Genomic DNA, 14479 nt, shown 5'->3' with positions numbered 1-14479 from the left:
GTTCCAGCATGTCCAGCAAGAGCGCAGCGCAAGACGAAGCCCTCAGCCTCACCGCCGCCGGCGCGCGGCCCCAGCCGCCCGCCGAGGTGAAGGCGCGCCGTGGCGGTGCGCCGCTTGACGATGCTGGTGCATGCAAGCCTGTGCATATCGCCTTCGTCACGCTGCCGCGCTTCACGATGATCGCGTTCAGCGCCGCGATCGAGGCGCTGCGCATGGCCAACTACGTGAGCCGGCGCACCCTGTACCGCTGGTCGATCATCACGCCCGACGGCACGCCCGCGAGCGCGAGCAACGGCCTGTGCCTGTCGCCCTGCGCGCCGCTCGATCCGCGCGACATGCCCGACGTGGCCTTTGTCGTGGGCGGCGTCGATGTGCGTGAAGCCGTAACGCCGGGGCATCTTTCGCTGCTGCAACAGCTTGCGTCGGCCGGCGTCAAGCTCGGCGCGCTCTGTACCGGCGCCTATGCGCTGGTGCGCGCCGGCCTCATGAACGGCCACCGCTGCGCGATCCACTGGGAGAACCTCGCCGCATTGCAGGAAGAGTTTCCGCGCGTGAGCTTCACGACCGAGCTGTTCGTGATCGACGCCGACCGCTACACCTGCACCGGCGGCAGCGCGCCGCTCGACCTCATGATCCATCTCATCGGCGCGCGCTTCGGCGATGCGATCGCGGCGCAGATCTCCGAGCAGTTCGTGCTCGAACGCGTGCGCGACAGCCGCGACCAGCAGCACATGCCGATGGTCGCGCGCGTCGGCTACAGCCGCAAAAGCCTCGTCGAGGTCGCGGCGCTCATGGAGGCCAACATCGAGGAGCCGCTGTCGCTGGAGGAGGTGGCCCGGCTCGCGGGCCTGTCGCAGCGCCAGCTGCAACGGCTGTTCAAGCATTTTCTGGGCGTCACGCCCACGCAGTACTACCTCAACCTCCGGCTGCGCCGGGCGCGCGAACTGCTCCTGCAGACGGACATGACCGTCACCGACATCACGGTGGCCTGCGGCTTCCAGAGCACCTGCCACTTCAGCAAGTGCTACCGCTGCCGCTTCGGCTATGCGCCGAGCACCGAGCGCCGCCGCAAGAAGATCGACGAGGTGCGCGAGACGCTCGCGCGGCCGGCGCATGAGTTCGCCGCGCTCGCCGGCCACGGCTCGCATGCCGACGACGGACGCGACGACGCCGACCTCGACGCTGCCCATGACGGGCATGACGACGCCGGCTTCGGCGCCGCCATCCATGCGGCTGAAGAGGCGCTCGCGCTCGAAGCCGACGCCGCGCTCGCGGCCGAGGGCCGGTCGCGCGGCCGACGCGGTGAACTGCCCTCGCTCGCGGCGCATGCGGCGGCGGTTGCCGGCGGCAAGCCGGTGGTGGAGGCACGGGTTTCGTGACTGTCGGCGCGGTGTGACGGCCGCGCCGGGCCATCGCGCGCAGCCGCGCGATGCGCGCCTTCTTGCTGCTCCGGCATCTCGCGGCGGACCATTCGCAAGCGCATGCATTCAGTCGGCTTTCCAGTGCGCGCCGCCGCTGGCGCCGCACGGCGCGACCGATCGGCGCACGACGTTCCTTGCCGGATGCGAGTCGTTTTCCGGCTGCTTTGCCCCTTCGGGCGACCCCAAGATTGCCGCGTCACTTCCCACGCCGCAGACCCTCAGGAGTCGCCAGATGAACCTTCGCAAGCTCGCGCTCGGCACCGCAATCGCCGCCGTTGCCGCCGCCAGCAGCACCGCCTTCGCCGCCGATCCCGCCGCCTGCCGCAAGGTGCGCTTCGCCGATGTGGGCTGGACCGACATCACCGCGACGACCGGCGCCGCGATGGCCGTGCTCGACGCGCTCGGCTACCAGCCGACCAAGCAGATCGCGTCGGTGCCGATCACCTTCGCGGGCCTGAAGAAGAAGCAGCTCGACGTCTTCCTCGGCTACTGGAACCCGTCGATGACGCCGATGATCGAGCCCTTCGTGAAGGACGGTTCGCTCAAGGTGCTCGACGAGCCCAACCTGGTCGGCGCCAAGTACACGCTGGCCGTGCCCGACTACGTGGCGGCGATGGGCCTCAAGAGCTTCCAGGACATCGCGAAGTTCAAGGACCAGCTCGACGGCAAGATCTATGGCATCGAGCCGGGCAATGACGGCAACCAGCTGATTGCCGACATGATCAAGAAGAACCAGTACGGCCTGAAGGACTTCAAGCTCGTCGAGTCGAGCGAGGCGGCGATGCTGGTGGAACTCGGCCGCGCCGAGAAGGCGAAGAAGCCGATCGTCTTCCTGGGCTGGGAACCGCACCCGATGAACGTGCAGCACAAGATGGTCTACCTGACCGGCGGCGACGACAGCTTCGGCCCCAACTACGGCGAGGCCAAGGTCTTCACGGTACTGCCGGCCGACTATGCGACGCGCTGCCCGAACGTGGCGAAGCTCGTGACGCAGATGCACTTCACGACCGACATGGAAAACCGCCTGATGGCGCCGATCATGGACAAGAAGGATCCGGTCAAGGTGGCGAAGGACTACATCAAGGCCAACCCCGGCGTGCTCGACAAGTGGCTCGACGGCGTGACGACCTTCGATGGCAAGGAAGGTCTTGCGTCGGTGAAGAAGGGCGTCGGTCTCTGACCTTGGCCGCACGGCCCGCGCGACGGCGGGCCGGCAATGAAACGGCGCCCCGCGAGGCGCCGTTTTCGCTTGCGCGCGGCGTCGGTACCGCGACGCGCAAACCCTTGCACCAGTCGCGGATCACCCCGCACGCGCCTCGCTCGGCGGATGGCCGTACACGTTGCGGAAGCTGCGCGAGAAATGCGAGTTGCTCACGAAGCCGCATTGCATCGCGATGTCGACGATGGGCTGGCGGGTCTTCTCCAGCAGCTCGCGCGCGCGCCGCAGCCGCAGCCGCAGCGCGAAGGCCGACGGGCTCATGCCGACCTGGCGCTGGAACAGCCGCGCGAGATGGCGCGGGCTCACGCCCACGTTGCGCGCCAGTTCGTCGAGCGCGCAGGGGCCGTCGATGTGGCGCTCCATGAGCAGCATCGCGCGGCGCACGCGCGCGTCGTCGGAGCTGATCTCGTTGACCGGGCTGGGCTGGGGCGCGTCGCCGGCGCGCGGCAGGTCTTCGAGCATGATGCGCAGCGCCTTGGCGGCCGTGGCCTTGTCGCGGTGGCGCGCGACCAGATGGGCCGCGAGGTGCATCACGCTGGTGCCGCCGGCGCAGGTGAGGCGGTCGCGGTCCTCGATGAACTGTTCGGTCGAGCTGGCGGTCAGATGCGGGAAGCGCGATTCGAAATCGTCGTGATGGAACCAGCTCACGCACACGCGGCGGTCGTCGAGCAGGCCGAGGCCGGCGAGGATGAAGCTGCCGGTGCACACGCCCGCGAGCGGCACGCCGGCCGCCGCCGCGCGGCGCAGGAAGTCGCCGGTCGCGCGGTTGATGCGGCTGCCGTCGAGCAGGCCGCCCACCACGACGATGTAGTCGAAGTCGCGCGGGTCCCCGAAGCGCGCCGTGGGCGTCACGTCGAGGCCGCAGCTCGCGCGGATCGGCTTCGGCTCCTCGCTCAGCACGCGCCAGTCGCAATGGATCGGGCGGCTCCAGTCGTCCTCGTCGGCGGCGAGGCGCAGCGTGTCGACGAAGGCCGACAGCGCCAGCATCGTGAAGTTGGGCGCGAGCACGAAGCCGACGCGCAGGGCAGCGGGGACGGATGCGGGCATGACGGGTCTCCTGCGGGATGACTGCCGGTGCCGTCGCGGGCGTTGCCGCCGGCGCGACGACGGTGACCGCCGGCGAATGCGATGCGGATTGCGCCGCCGGTCAGGTCCGATGACGGGCTGCAATTTCCACGCCACGAACGGATGAGGAAAGGTCGCAAACGGGCAAGCGGATGTCCGGCCCATGTCCGGCGGGGCGCGCGCGATTTGGCCCAATGGGCTTGCAAACACCCGCCGCGGGTGTTCCGAACTTCCGGCCCATCACGAGAGTCCGCCATGCCCTTCCGCCACAAGCGCCAGACCCTGACCGCGCTCGCCGCCGCCACCGTGCTCGCCTTCGCGCCCGCCGCCAGCTTCGCCAGGGACGTGGTGAAGCTCGCCTTCATCGGCCCGCTCACCGGCTCCAACTCGGCCCACGGCCTCGGCGGCCGCAACTCGGCCGAGACCGCCGTGCGCCTGCACAACGCAGACCCGAAGTCGAAATACCAGTTCGAGCTCGTGCCGCTCGACGACGAGTGCAAGCCCAACGTCGGCGTGCAGGTCGCCACCAAGGCCGCGACCGATCCGAGCATCGCGGTCGTCATCCCGCACTACTGCTCGTCGGTCGCGATCGCCACTGTGGACGTGTACAAGCGCTTCAAGGTGCCGACCGTGATCTGGGCCGCCGTGCTGCCCGAGATCATCTACGGCCAGAGGACGCACGAGATGCACCGCGTGAGCGCCACGCTCATCAACCAGAACAAGGTCGCGGCGCAATGGCTGACCGGGCCGATGAAGTTCGGCAAGTGGGTCGCGGTGTACGACACGACCGACTACGGCAAGTCGATGTTCAAGTACTTCAGCCAGTACCTCGCCGACAACAAGGGCGAGATGCTGGCCAGCTTCGGCGTCGGCGCCGACCAGCAGGACTTCTCGGCCGAACTCACGAAGATCAAGGAACTCAAGCCCGAGGTCGTCTACTTCGGCGGCCTCACGCCGCTCGGCGTGCGCCTCGCCAAGCAGATGGAGAAGTTCGGCATCAAGGCGGTGTTCCAGGGCACCTCGGGCATCGTCGGCGACGCCTTCATCGCGGGCCTGGGCGCGGCGGCGGCCGAGGGCACGGTGGCGATGTACGACATGCCGCCGATCGACAAGCTGCCCGGCGGCAAGGCCTTCCTCGACGCCTACGCGGCGCAGAAGTTCGGCGAGGCGCCCGAGGCCTACGGCCCCTATGCCTTCGCCGCGACCTCGCTCGTGATGGACACGATCGAGAAGGTCGGCCCGAAGCGCGCCGCCATCAACGACGCGCTCGCCGGCGTCAAGGACTACGACTCGGTCGTGGGCAAGATCACCTTCGACGACTACGGCCAGAACATCAACCCGACCACCACCAAGTACGTGGTGCAGGACGGCAAGTGGCTGGCCTGGGAGGACAGCGAGTACGCCACCGGCAAGCGCCGGCTGGTCGGCCGCTGAGCCGGGGCGCGGTCATGGAACTCGGCTTCCTCGGCCAGCAGCTGTGGAACGGCGTGATGCTCGGCACCATCTACGCGATGGTGGCGGTCGGCTTCACGCTGTTCTTCGGCGTGCTCGATGTCATCAAGTTCTCGCACGGCGACGTGCTCACGCTCGGCGTGTTCGCGGCGCTCGCCACGCTGGGCGGCCTGAGCGCGCTCGGCGTGGAATCGACCGCCGTCAGGCTGGTCGCGGCCACGCTCGCGGGCGTGGGCGGCATGGCGCTGCTCGGCGCGGGCATTGCAAGGGCTTTCATCCTGCCGCTGCGCGAGGCGCCGTCCTTCATCGTGCTGCTGGTGACGCTCATGGTCGGCACCGTCATCCGCGAGGGCATCCGGCTGTTCTATCCGGGCGGTTCCAACCCGCAGTCCTTTCCGCATCTGCTGCCGTCGGGCGGCATCGAGCTGGGCGGCGTGACGCTGCGCTTCGACAGCCTGATCCTGCTCGCGGCGGGCCTCGGCACGATCTGCGCCGTGCATCTGCTCATCACGCGCACGCGGCTCGGCCTCGCGATCCGCGCCGTGGCGCAGGACGGCGAGACCGCGCGCGTCATGGGCATCGACTTCACGCGCGTGGTGCTGTTCACCTTCGCGCTCGGCTCGGGGCTGGCGGCGCTGGCCGGGCTCATCAACGGGCTGTACTACAGCGAGGTCAACTTCGGCACCGGGCTGATGCTGGGCGTGATCGGCTTCAGCGCGGCGGTGGTGGGCGGCCTCGGCAACCTCTACGGCGCCATCCTCGGCGGCTTCCTGTTCGCGGCCTTGCAGATGCTTGCCGTGGTCGCGCTGCCGCTCGCGAGCGAATACAAGGACGTGGTCGCCTTCGCGGCCGTCATCGCGCTGATCGGCCTCAAGCCGACCGGCCTCATCGGGGAGCGTGCCTATGAGCGCGTCTGACATGGCGGCCGATCCGGCCCTCGCGGGCGGCGGCGTCTCGCGCCGGCCCGCGCGCTGGCTGGTGTTCGCGGGCGTGGCGCTGATGACCGCGGCGCTCGGCCTCATCCTCGGCAGCGACAGCCAGCCGATGCTGCTCGGCACGCTGGGCGCGATGGCGGCGCTTGGCGTGGGCGCGCGGCGCCTGGGCGTGGCGGCGCGCTTCGGCGCGTCCTGCGCCGCGCTGCCGGGCACGCTCGCGCTCGCGGGCCTGCTGGCCTTCGGCGCGCTGGCGACCGCGCTGCGCGAAGACCCCTTCCCGCTGCTGATCCTGTGCACGCTGCTGCTGTACGCGACCGTCTGCCTCGGCCTCAACATCCAGATCGGCTACGCGGGCGTGGTCAACTTCTCGGCCATGGCCTTCTTCGGCGTGGGCAGCTACGCGGCGGCCTGGCTCACCACCAACGCGCCGACGCTGCCGCATCTGGCGGTGCTGGCGCTGGCCGGCGGCGCGGCGGCGCTCGTGGGCGCGATGCTGCTGTTTCCGGTGCTGCGCACGCGCGGGCATTACGCCTCGCTCGTGACCGTGGCCTTCGCGGTGCTGTTCCGCAGCTTCATGGAGGTGAACGAGACCTTCGGCGGCGCCCAGGGCATGAAGCTGCCCGGCCTGTCGATGTTCGGCCACGACTTCAATGACGACATCGAGCTGTTCGGCCTCACCTTCACCTTCTATGCGGGCTATGCGGCCGTGGCCTTCGCGATCGCGCTCAGCGCGCTGGCGCTGACCTGGCGCATCGAGCGCTCGTGGATCGGCGTCAACTTCGACGCCGTGCGCAGCGACGAGATCGCCGCCGCCTGCTTCGGCATCAACATCGCGCGCTGGAAGATCACCGCCTTCCTCATCGGCAATGCCTTCGCGGGCGTGGCCGGCGCGCTGTTCGCGCTCATGACGGGCTTCGTCGCGCCCAACAACTTCAACTTCGGCGATTCGCTCGTGATGCTGTCCATCCTCGTGCTCGGCGGGCTGGGCAACCTCTGGGGCATCCTGCCGGCGGCGCTGATCGTCATCATCCTTCCCGAGAAGCTGCAGGCGATCCAGGAGTACCGCTTCCTGCTGTACGCGGCGGCCGTCATCGCCATCCTGCTGTTCCGCCCGCAGGGGCTGTTTCCGCGCGGCGTGCGCGTGCTGGGAGGTCGGTCATGAGCGGCGCGATCCTCGTGTGCGACAACGTGACGATGCGCTTCGGCGGGCTGGTGGCGCTCGACGGCCTGAGCTTCGACATCCGCCACGGCGAGGTGCTGGGGCTGCTCGGCCCCAACGGCTCGGGCAAGACGACGTTCTTCAACGTGGTCACGGGCGTCTATCGTGCAAGCGCCGGCAGCATCGACTTCGAGGGCCGCGAGATCCTCGGGCTGTCGCCGCAGGCGGTGTGCCGCGCGGGCATCACGCGCACCTTCCAGCGCTCGCGGCTGTGCCTCGGCCTGAGCGTGTTCGACAACATCATGATCGGCCACCACCGGGCGCTGAACCACGGCCTCGGCTTCAACCTGTTCCGTCGCAAGGCGCTGGCGAGGCAGGTGACCGAATCGCGCGAGCTGGCGCATGAACTGGCGAGCAGCTTCAGCCCGACGCTCGGCCGCCGGCTCGACGAGCCGGCCGGCGCGGTGAGCATGATCGACCGCCGCCGCATCGAGGTCTGCCGCGCGCTCGTGAGCCGGCCGCGCCTGCTGCTGCTCGACGAACCCTCGGCCGGCATGACCCACGAGGAATGCCGCCAGCTCATGGACGACATCCTCGCGGTGCGCGAGCGCATGCCGGGCCTGAGCATCGTCATCATCGAACACGAGATGGGCATGATCGAGCGCATCACCGACCGCTGCGTGGTGCTCAACTACGGCAGGAAGCTGTGCGAGGGGCGCTACCGCGAGGTCGCGTCCGACCCCGAGGTGCAGCGCGCCTACCTGGGCGCGGCGCTGAGCGAACAGCGGGAGGCGGCATGAACGCGGTGCTGAAGGGATCGGGCGCGTTGCCGCGCGCCGACGGCATGCAAAGCCGCAGGCCGGATGAATCTTCACGGCTCGTGGTGTCGGGCCTGACCGCCGCCTACGGCAAGGCCGATGTGCTGACCGACGTGTCGATCGAGGTCGAGCCGGGCGAGATCACCTGCATCCTCGGCGCGAACGGCGCGGGCAAGTCGACGCTGATCCGCGCCATCCTGTCGCTCACGCCGCCGCGCGCGGGCAAGGTGAGCTTCGGCGGGCGCGACATCACCGGGCTGGCGACGCATCTGGTCAACCGCGCCGGCATCGCCTGCATCCCCGAGGGGCGCAAGGTGTTCGGCAGGATGACCGTGCTGGAGAACCTGCGCATCGGCGCCTTCGGCATCGCCGACCGCGCCGAGGTCGCGCGCCGCATGGACGAGGTGTTCGCGATCTTCCCGCGCCTGGCCGAGCGCCGCGCCCAGCTGGGCGGGACGATGTCGGGCGGCGAGCAGGCGATGCTGTCGATCGGCCGCGGGCTGATGGCGGCGCCAAAGCTGCTGCTCATCGACGAGCCGTCGCTCGGGCTGTCGCCGCTGTTCGTGGCCGAGACCTTCGCGGTGGTGAAGCGCATCAACGAAATGGGCATCACCGTGCTGCTGGTCGAGCAGAACGTGCACCAGACGCTGGCGGTTGCGCATCGGGGCTATGTGCTCGCGCAGGGGCGGGTGGTGGCGCGCGGCTCGACGGCGGAGCTGAAGGAGGATCCCGAGGTCAAGGCCGCGTACTTCGGGTGAAGGGGCTTTGCGCCGGGGTGGCGCGGGGCGAGGGTGGCGGGCTCGACGGGAGCGGTCGGCCCGAGGGGCCGACTTCCCTCGGCGGCGGCGCGTGGCCGGGCCCGGGGCGGAAACTCGCCGCTGCGCGGCTCAGACAGCCGCCCCTGAGCGCTGCGCGCTCACCCGGCCACGCGCCGCCGCCGAGGCGCTCCCGAGTCGCCCGCCACCCTCGCCCCGCGCCACCCGGGCGCCGTCACGGGCCGATGCGTGCCGGCAGGCCGGCACGTTGGGGAGGGGCAGGCTTCGGGCTTGGGGCGTCGTTGTGGGCAGTTGGTGTGGATCGATGGCCTAGCTTCGCGGCGCTGGCGGTGCAATCCTTTGCAAGCTTCGAGCTTCGAGCTTCGAGCTTCGAGCTTCGAGCTTCGAGCTTCGAGCTTCGAGCTTCGAGCTTCGAGCTTCGAGTCCTGTGCCCGACGCTCGCCCGAGCCTCGTCGAACCGTTCCGGATCGGCGGGGCGTGGCGGGGTAGTGATGGCGGGCGACTTGGCGGCGCCCCGGGATTGCGTGGTGGCCGGGTGAGCGCGCAGCGCTCAGGGGCGGCTGTCTGAGCCGCGCAGCGGCGAGTTTCCGCCCCGGGCCCGGCCGCCGCGCAATCTCGGGGGAAGTCGGCCCGTCGGGCCGACCGCCGCCTTGGAGCCCGTCATCACCACCCCGCCGCGCCACGCGAAGCAAAGCCGCCGGACCGCAGCCTCAAAGCAAACGCACCTCAGCCGCGCCCGACAAACGGCATCGATGACGCCAGCACCGTCATGTTCTGCACGTTCGCCCCGAGCGGCAGCCCCGCCATGTAGCGCACCGCATCCACCACATGCTTCACGTCCAGCAGCGGCTCGACCATCACCTGCCCGTTGGCCTGCACGATGCCGCGCGCCATCGCCTGCGCCATCTCGGTCGCGGCGTTGCCGATGTCGATCTGGCCGGCGCAGATGCTGAATGGGCGGCCGTCGAGCGAGGTGCTCTTGGTCAGGCCCGTGATCGCGTGCTTGGTCGCGGTGTAGGCCACGCTGCGCGGGCGCGGCGCATGCGCCGAGATCGAGCCGTTGTTGATGATGCGGCCGCCCTGGGGCGACTGCGCCTTCATGAGCGCGAAGGCCGCGCGCGTGCACAGGAAGCTGCCGGTGAGGTTGATGTCCACCACGCGTTTCCAGTCGGCCACGCTCAGCTCGTCGGGCGTGCTGGCAAACGCGCTCACGCCCGCGTTGTTGAACAGCACGTCGAGCCGGCCGCACTCGGCCCTGACGCGCTCGAACAGCGCATCGACCGAGGCTTCGTCGGCCACGTCGCAGGCCACCGGCAGCGCGAGCTGGCCGCGCGCTGCGGCCTCGGCGGCGAAGGCATCGAGCGCGGCCTGGTCGCGCGCGGCGAGCACCACGCGCCAGCCGTCGACGAGAAAGCCCTCGGCCACGGCGCGGCCGATGCCGCGCGACGCGCCGGTGATGAGGATGGTCCTGGGGTCGGGAGAAGTCATGCGCGGTCCTGCGGAAAGGTTGGGGCGTCGCCTGCGACGCCCGGAACCGCGCGATTGTGAGCGATGCGGCGCGCCCGTCGCGCCGCTGGCGGCCGGCGCGTGCGGGCCGCGCGCGTCGTCGGGCCGCGCCGCGCGCGACCCGGCGCGTCTTCAGCGGGCTCCGCCCAGATTGACGATCGGCGTCGCCGCGCCGCTGCCCACCACCACCGTGTTGCCCGGCTTGGACGCCAGCGCCACCGCCGCCTCGCGCTGGATCTCGGCGATGCGGATGTCGCGCAGCGCGGGCGTCATGCTCTCCGCGATGATGCGGTTGGCGCGCGCCTGGCCCTCGGCCTCGACGATCAGCCGCTCGGCCTCGGCCTTGGCCAGCTCCACTTCCTTGCGCTTGCGCTCGATGGCCTGGTCGGTCTCGGCGCGCTGGCGGATCGCCGCTTCGATGGCCGGATCGGTCAGCAGGTTGCGCACGTTGACGGCAGTGACCGTGAAGGCGCCCTTGTCGGTCGCGTCGAGTTCGGTCTGGAGCGCGACACGGATCATCTCCGACAGCTCGACGCGCTTGGTGTGCATCGTGGTCGCATCGAGCTGGGCGATGGACTTGTACACGGCCTCGCGCGCCTCGCGCGACACCCGGCTGTAGGCGATCACGAGGTCGCGGCTGCCGCCCTGCACGATGTCGGCATGGCGCACCACGTCGCCCTGGTACTTCACGTACAGCGCCGGGATCGCGGCCGGCGACACCTTGAAGTAGATGTCGATGTCCACGTCCTTCATCGTCAGGTTGTCGCGGCTCTTGGGCGTCATGTCCATGAGCGAGAAGCTGACTTCCTTGGCCGTGAACTCGTCCACCCGACGGATGACCGAGAGGTAGACGCCCGGCGGCAGCGGGTCGGGATCGACCTTGCCGAAGGTGCGCGAGATGCCGATGTTGCCGGTGTCCACCTGGGTGCAGCCGGCCGCGAGCGCGGCGGCGAGGATGAGGGCGAGTCTGGCGAGCGTCATGCGGGTGTCCCTGTCGTTGTTGGCGGTGGCGGCCGGCGCGATGCGCGGACGCTGCGGCGCCCGCCGCACGGCCGGGGTTGCCTTCTATCAGCTTTCTCCGACGAGGACAGGTGGAGCCGATCAGGAAAGGTCGAGTGCCGCAAGCAGCCGGCCGAGGGCGGCGAGCGCGGGGCCGGGCGCGCCGTCCATCTGGGCGCGCAGGATCGCGCCGTCGACGGCGGTGGCGATGGCTTCGGCTGCGCCGGTCGCTCCGTTGCCGACGCCACTGCTGGGCGTGGCGGTGAGAGCGCTTGCATCGCCGGCAGGCAGCAGCCCGGCGATGACCTCCGTCATGTCGGCCTTGTGCCGCCGCGCGATTGCGCGCACCTCGGGCAGGTCGCTGCCCAGTTCCACCACGGTGTTGAGGAAGGCGCAGCCGCGATAGGCGTCGGCCGAGAACCATTCCTCCAGCGCGCCGAGCAGCGGCGCCGTGCCGCCGCCCTCGCGCGCGCCGTGGCGGCCGAGCGCATCGACGAACCAGGCCATCCACACGTCGTGGCGATGGTCGAGGAAGGCGCGCACCAGATCGTTCTTGCTCGGGAACTGGCGATAGAACGTCACCTTGGTGACGCCGGCGGCGGCGATGACCGCGTCGATGCCGGTCGCGCGGATGCCGTCGCGGTAGAACAGGTCGTGCGCGGCGGCGAGGATGCGCTCGCGCGGGGAGGGCGGGGCGTCGGCGGGCGCGGGCGGCGCGGCGCGGCGGTTGGCGGCTGGGCGTGAGGTCATGGAACGCGAGTGTAGACAGCTCGTTCCACCTGTGCCAGCCTGAAGGTAGACAAAGCTGTCTACCACCGATGCGCGAGCGCGCCGTCACTGCCAGGAAAGGCCAAGCCATGGAATCCCGTCCGCCCCTGCCGCCCTTCACCCTCGACACGGCGCGCCAGAAGGTGCGCATGGCCGAGGACGCCTGGAACAGCCGCGACCCCGAGCGCGTGAGCCTCGTCTACACGCCCGACACGCGCTGGCGCAACCGCGCCGAATTCGTCAACGGCCGCGAGGAGGTCAAGGCCTTCCTCGCGCGCAAGTGGGCGAAGGAGCTGGACTACCGGCTCATCAAGGAACTCTGGGCCTTCACCGACAACCGCCTCGCCGTGCGCTTCGCCTACGAATGGCATGACGACTCGGGCAACTGGTTCCGCAGTTATGGCAACGAGAACTGGGAGTTCAACGGGTTCGGGCTGATGGAGCGGCGGTTCGCGTGCATCAACGATCTGCCGATCGCGGAGGGGGAGCGGAAGTTCCGGTGGCCGTTGGGGCGTCGCCCCGACGATCATCCGAGGTTGAGCGAGCTGGGTTGCTGAGCGGCGCCGGCGGGTGCCGGCTGGCTGGGCAAGCACCGATCGCTGGTTTCCGCGCCGTTGCATCCGGCGGGGCGATTGCGTCACGCGCCAACGGCCGTCGCAACTTCACCAGGCAGCGCGCGGGCCGGCCCCCGGCGGCGCGCCTCTGGCCAGCCGAGCCCGAGGACGGCGCGGGTGAGCCGCGCAGCGGCTCAGGCGATCCTGTCTGAGGTCGGCGCAGCCGACCGAGTTGGATCGCCGGCCCGCGCCGCCCGTAGGCGCGAGGGAACCCCGCCGCGACGCGGCGGGGCGCAGCCAGTGAAGCGCCGCTGGGGGCCGGCCCGCGCGCTGCCGCTGCCGGTACCACAGCCGCACCGTCTCCAACGCGGCTCCTGCCATGCCACCCCCGCCGCCGACACTTGCCTGATTCCGACATCGCTCAATCCGACGCCCGTTGTCGGATTCAGCAAAGCCCGCGTCCACCGCGAGCAAGCCGCGCAAAAGCGTCAGCCCAACAATCGTCCCCAATCCGAGCACCGCCTCGACCGCCAGGGACACCCCAATGACCAACCGCTACTCCTTCTGGAGCCTGTTCAAGCAAGGGCTCAAGCATCACGAAGGCTGGACGCCCGCGTGGCGCAGCCCCAAGCCCAAGGCGTCCTACGACGTGATCATCGTCGGCGCCGGCGGCCACGGCCTCGCGACGGCCTACTACCTCGCGAAGGAACACGGCATCCGCAACGTGGCGGTGGTCGAGCGCAACCACCTCGGCGGCGGCAACATCTGCCGCAACACCACCATCGTCCGCTCCAACTACCTGTGGGACGAATCGGCGCTGCTGTACGAACACGGCCTCAAGCTCTGGGAAGGCCTGACGGAAGAGATCAACTTCAACGTCATGTTCAGCCAGCGCGGCGTCTACAACATCGGCCACACGCTCCAGGACATGCGCGACATCGAACGCCGCGCCAACGCCAACCTGCTGCAGGGCGTTGACGTCGAAGTCGTGGACCGCAAGACGCTCGCCGAGCGCATCCCCACGCTCGACTGCTCGTCGCGCGCCCGCTATCCGGTCATGGGCGCGAGCTTCCAGCCGCGCGGCGGCGTCGCCCGCCATGACGCGATCGCCTGGGGCTTCGCGCGCGCCGCGAGCGCGCTCGGCGTGGACATCATCCAGAACTGCGAAGTGCAGGGCTTCGACATCGAAGGCGGCCGCGTGCGCGGCGTGCAGACCACCAAGGGCCTGATCCGCGCCGACAAGGTGGGCGTGGTCGCCGCCGGTCACACCTCGGTGCTCGCGAAGATGGCCGGCATCCGCCTGCCGATCGAGAGCCATCCGCTCCAGGCCTTCGTGAGCGAGAGCTACAAGCCGGTGCTCGACACCGTCGTCATGTCGAACGCGGTGCACGGCTACGCGAGCCAGTCCGACAAGGGCGAACTCGTGATCGGCGCCGGCATCGACGGCTACCTCGGCTACGGCCAGCGCGGATCGCCGCACATCATCGAGCACACCGCCGCCGCCATCTGCGAGATGTTCCCGGTGTTCTCGCGCGTGCGCATGAACCGCCAGTGGGGCGGCATCGTCGACGTGTCGCCCGACGCCTGCCCGATCATCAGCAAGACGAAGGTCAAGGGCCTGTACTTCAACTGCGGCTGGGGCACCGGCGGCTTCAAGGCCACGCCGGGCTCGGGCAACGTCTTCGCGCACACGATCGCGCACGACCAGCCGCACCCGTTGAACGAGGCGTTCAGCATCGACCGCTTCCACACCGGCCACCTCATCGACGAGCACGGCGCCGCCGCCGTCGCGCACTGATCGCGCCCT

Annotated in this window: 12 protein-coding genes and 1 pseudogene; 9 read left to right on the top strand and 4 right to left on the bottom strand. The window is 70.0% G+C overall.

What is annotated here, in order from left to right; all coding sequences use genetic code 11:
* Positions 1–8: 8 nt before the first annotated feature.
* Both H566_RS23010 and H566_RS0105005 read left to right on the top strand, forming a co-directional pair.
* Positions 9–1073, top strand: a pseudogene (locus H566_RS23010) (GlxA family transcriptional regulator); the annotation flags it as partial.
* 580 nt (positions 1074–1653) lie between these two features.
* Complete coding sequence (locus H566_RS0105005) at positions 1654–2601, top strand: choline ABC transporter substrate-binding protein (RefSeq protein WP_034410493.1); 948 nt, start codon at positions 1654–1656, stop codon at positions 2599–2601.
* A 120-nt stretch (positions 2602–2721) separates the two neighbouring features.
* On the opposite strand, the gene H566_RS0105000 is transcribed toward H566_RS0105005, so the two are convergent.
* Positions 2722–3687 carry a GlxA family transcriptional regulator gene (locus H566_RS0105000; protein WP_028310573.1) on the bottom strand — a complete coding sequence of 322 codons (966 nt, stop codon included), beginning with the start codon at positions 3685–3687 and terminating at the stop codon, positions 2722–2724.
* A gap of 273 nt (positions 3688–3960) precedes the next feature.
* On the opposite strand from H566_RS0105000, the gene H566_RS0104995 reads away from it, so the two are divergent.
* Genes H566_RS0104995 through H566_RS0104975 form a run of 5 tightly spaced genes read left to right on the top strand, consistent with a single transcriptional unit; the run spans position 3961 to position 8827 of the window.
* Positions 3961–5139 (top strand): branched-chain amino acid ABC transporter substrate-binding protein, encoded by a 1179-nt coding sequence (locus tag H566_RS0104995; RefSeq protein ID WP_051378060.1) that lies wholly within the window; start codon positions 3961–3963, stop codon positions 5137–5139.
* A 14-nt stretch (positions 5140–5153) separates the two neighbouring features.
* Complete coding sequence (locus H566_RS0104990; protein ID WP_028310571.1) at positions 5154–6074, top strand: branched-chain amino acid ABC transporter permease; 921 nt, start codon at positions 5154–5156, stop codon at positions 6072–6074.
* A complete protein-coding gene (locus tag H566_RS0104985; RefSeq protein WP_245591286.1) occupies positions 6061–7254 on the top strand; it encodes a branched-chain amino acid ABC transporter permease in 1194 nt (397 codons plus the stop codon). Before H566_RS0104990 ends, H566_RS0104985 begins: the two co-directional genes overlap by 14 nt.
* Positions 7251–8051, top strand: coding sequence for an ABC transporter ATP-binding protein (locus tag H566_RS0104980; RefSeq protein WP_028310569.1), 801 nt, complete (start codon positions 7251–7253; stop codon positions 8049–8051). The genes H566_RS0104985 and H566_RS0104980 overlap by 4 nt, the downstream gene beginning before the upstream one ends.
* Before the next feature lie 44 nt (positions 8052–8095).
* Positions 8096–8827, top strand: a complete 732-nt coding sequence (locus H566_RS0104975) for an ABC transporter ATP-binding protein (protein WP_034410867.1) — start codon at positions 8096–8098, stop codon at positions 8825–8827.
* A gap of 744 nt (positions 8828–9571) precedes the next feature.
* On the opposite strand, the gene H566_RS0104970 is transcribed toward H566_RS0104975, so the two are convergent.
* From H566_RS0104970 to H566_RS0104960, 3 genes are all read right to left on the bottom strand, one after another.
* The gene (locus tag H566_RS0104970) at positions 9572–10333 is read right to left on the bottom strand and encodes an SDR family oxidoreductase (protein WP_028310567.1); all 762 of its coding nucleotides are present in this window, start codon (positions 10331–10333) and stop codon (positions 9572–9574) included.
* Positions 10334–10483: 150 nt separating this feature from the next.
* The gene (locus H566_RS0104965) at positions 10484–11332 is read right to left on the bottom strand and encodes an SPFH domain-containing protein (protein WP_139826124.1); all 849 of its coding nucleotides are present in this window, start codon (positions 11330–11332) and stop codon (positions 10484–10486) included.
* A gap of 120 nt (positions 11333–11452) precedes the next feature.
* Complete coding sequence (locus tag H566_RS0104960) at positions 11453–12100, bottom strand: TetR/AcrR family transcriptional regulator (protein WP_084544762.1); 648 nt, start codon at positions 12098–12100, stop codon at positions 11453–11455.
* 107 nt (positions 12101–12207) lie between these two features.
* Between H566_RS0104960 and H566_RS0104955 the strand changes: the two genes are divergently transcribed.
* Entirely contained in the window at positions 12208–12675 is a 468-nt protein-coding gene (locus H566_RS0104955) for a nuclear transport factor 2 family protein (RefSeq protein ID WP_028310564.1), read from the top strand.
* Between the two features lie 541 nt (positions 12676–13216).
* Positions 13217–14470, top strand: a complete 1254-nt coding sequence (locus tag H566_RS0104950) for a sarcosine oxidase subunit beta family protein (protein ID WP_028310563.1) — start codon at positions 13217–13219, stop codon at positions 14468–14470.
* Positions 14471–14479: the final 9 nt, after the last annotated feature.

Origin of the sequence: Derxia gummosa DSM 723, from assembly GCF_000482785.1 — a bacterium.
Taxonomy (GTDB): Bacteria; Pseudomonadota; Gammaproteobacteria; order Burkholderiales; family Burkholderiaceae_E; genus Derxia; species Derxia gummosa.
Note: the sequence above shows the minus strand (reverse complement) of the source record. Positions and strands in the feature narration are given on the sequence as shown.

Excerpts from the sequence above, each read along its gene's own strand:
- H566_RS0105005 (WP_034410493.1), top strand. The coding sequence starts at position 1,654 with ATGAACCTTCGCAAGCTCGCGCTCGGCACCGCAATCGCCGCCGTTGCC.
- H566_RS0104980 (WP_028310569.1), top strand. The coding sequence starts at position 7,251 with ATGAGCGGCGCGATCCTCGTGTGCGACAACGTGACGATGCGCTTCGGC.
- H566_RS0104960 (WP_084544762.1), bottom strand. The coding sequence starts at position 12,100 with ATGACCTCACGCCCAGCCGCCAACCGCCGCGCCGCGCCGCCCGCGCCC.
- H566_RS0105000 (WP_028310573.1), bottom strand. The coding sequence starts at position 3,687 with ATGCCCGCATCCGTCCCCGCTGCCCTGCGCGTCGGCTTCGTGCTCGCG.
- H566_RS0104990 (WP_028310571.1), top strand. The coding sequence starts at position 5,154 with ATGGAACTCGGCTTCCTCGGCCAGCAGCTGTGGAACGGCGTGATGCTC.
- H566_RS0104970 (WP_028310567.1), bottom strand. The coding sequence starts at position 10,333 with ATGACTTCTCCCGACCCCAGGACCATCCTCATCACCGGCGCGTCGCGC.
- H566_RS0104985 (WP_245591286.1), top strand. The coding sequence starts at position 6,061 with ATGAGCGCGTCTGACATGGCGGCCGATCCGGCCCTCGCGGGCGGCGGC.
- H566_RS0104975 (WP_034410867.1), top strand. The coding sequence starts at position 8,096 with ATGCAAAGCCGCAGGCCGGATGAATCTTCACGGCTCGTGGTGTCGGGC.
- H566_RS0104965 (WP_139826124.1), bottom strand. The coding sequence starts at position 11,332 with ATGACGCTCGCCAGACTCGCCCTCATCCTCGCCGCCGCGCTCGCGGCC.
- H566_RS0104955 (WP_028310564.1), top strand. The coding sequence starts at position 12,208 with ATGGAATCCCGTCCGCCCCTGCCGCCCTTCACCCTCGACACGGCGCGC.
- H566_RS0104995 (WP_051378060.1), top strand. The coding sequence starts at position 3,961 with ATGCCCTTCCGCCACAAGCGCCAGACCCTGACCGCGCTCGCCGCCGCC.
- H566_RS0104950 (WP_028310563.1), top strand. The coding sequence starts at position 13,217 with ATGACCAACCGCTACTCCTTCTGGAGCCTGTTCAAGCAAGGGCTCAAG.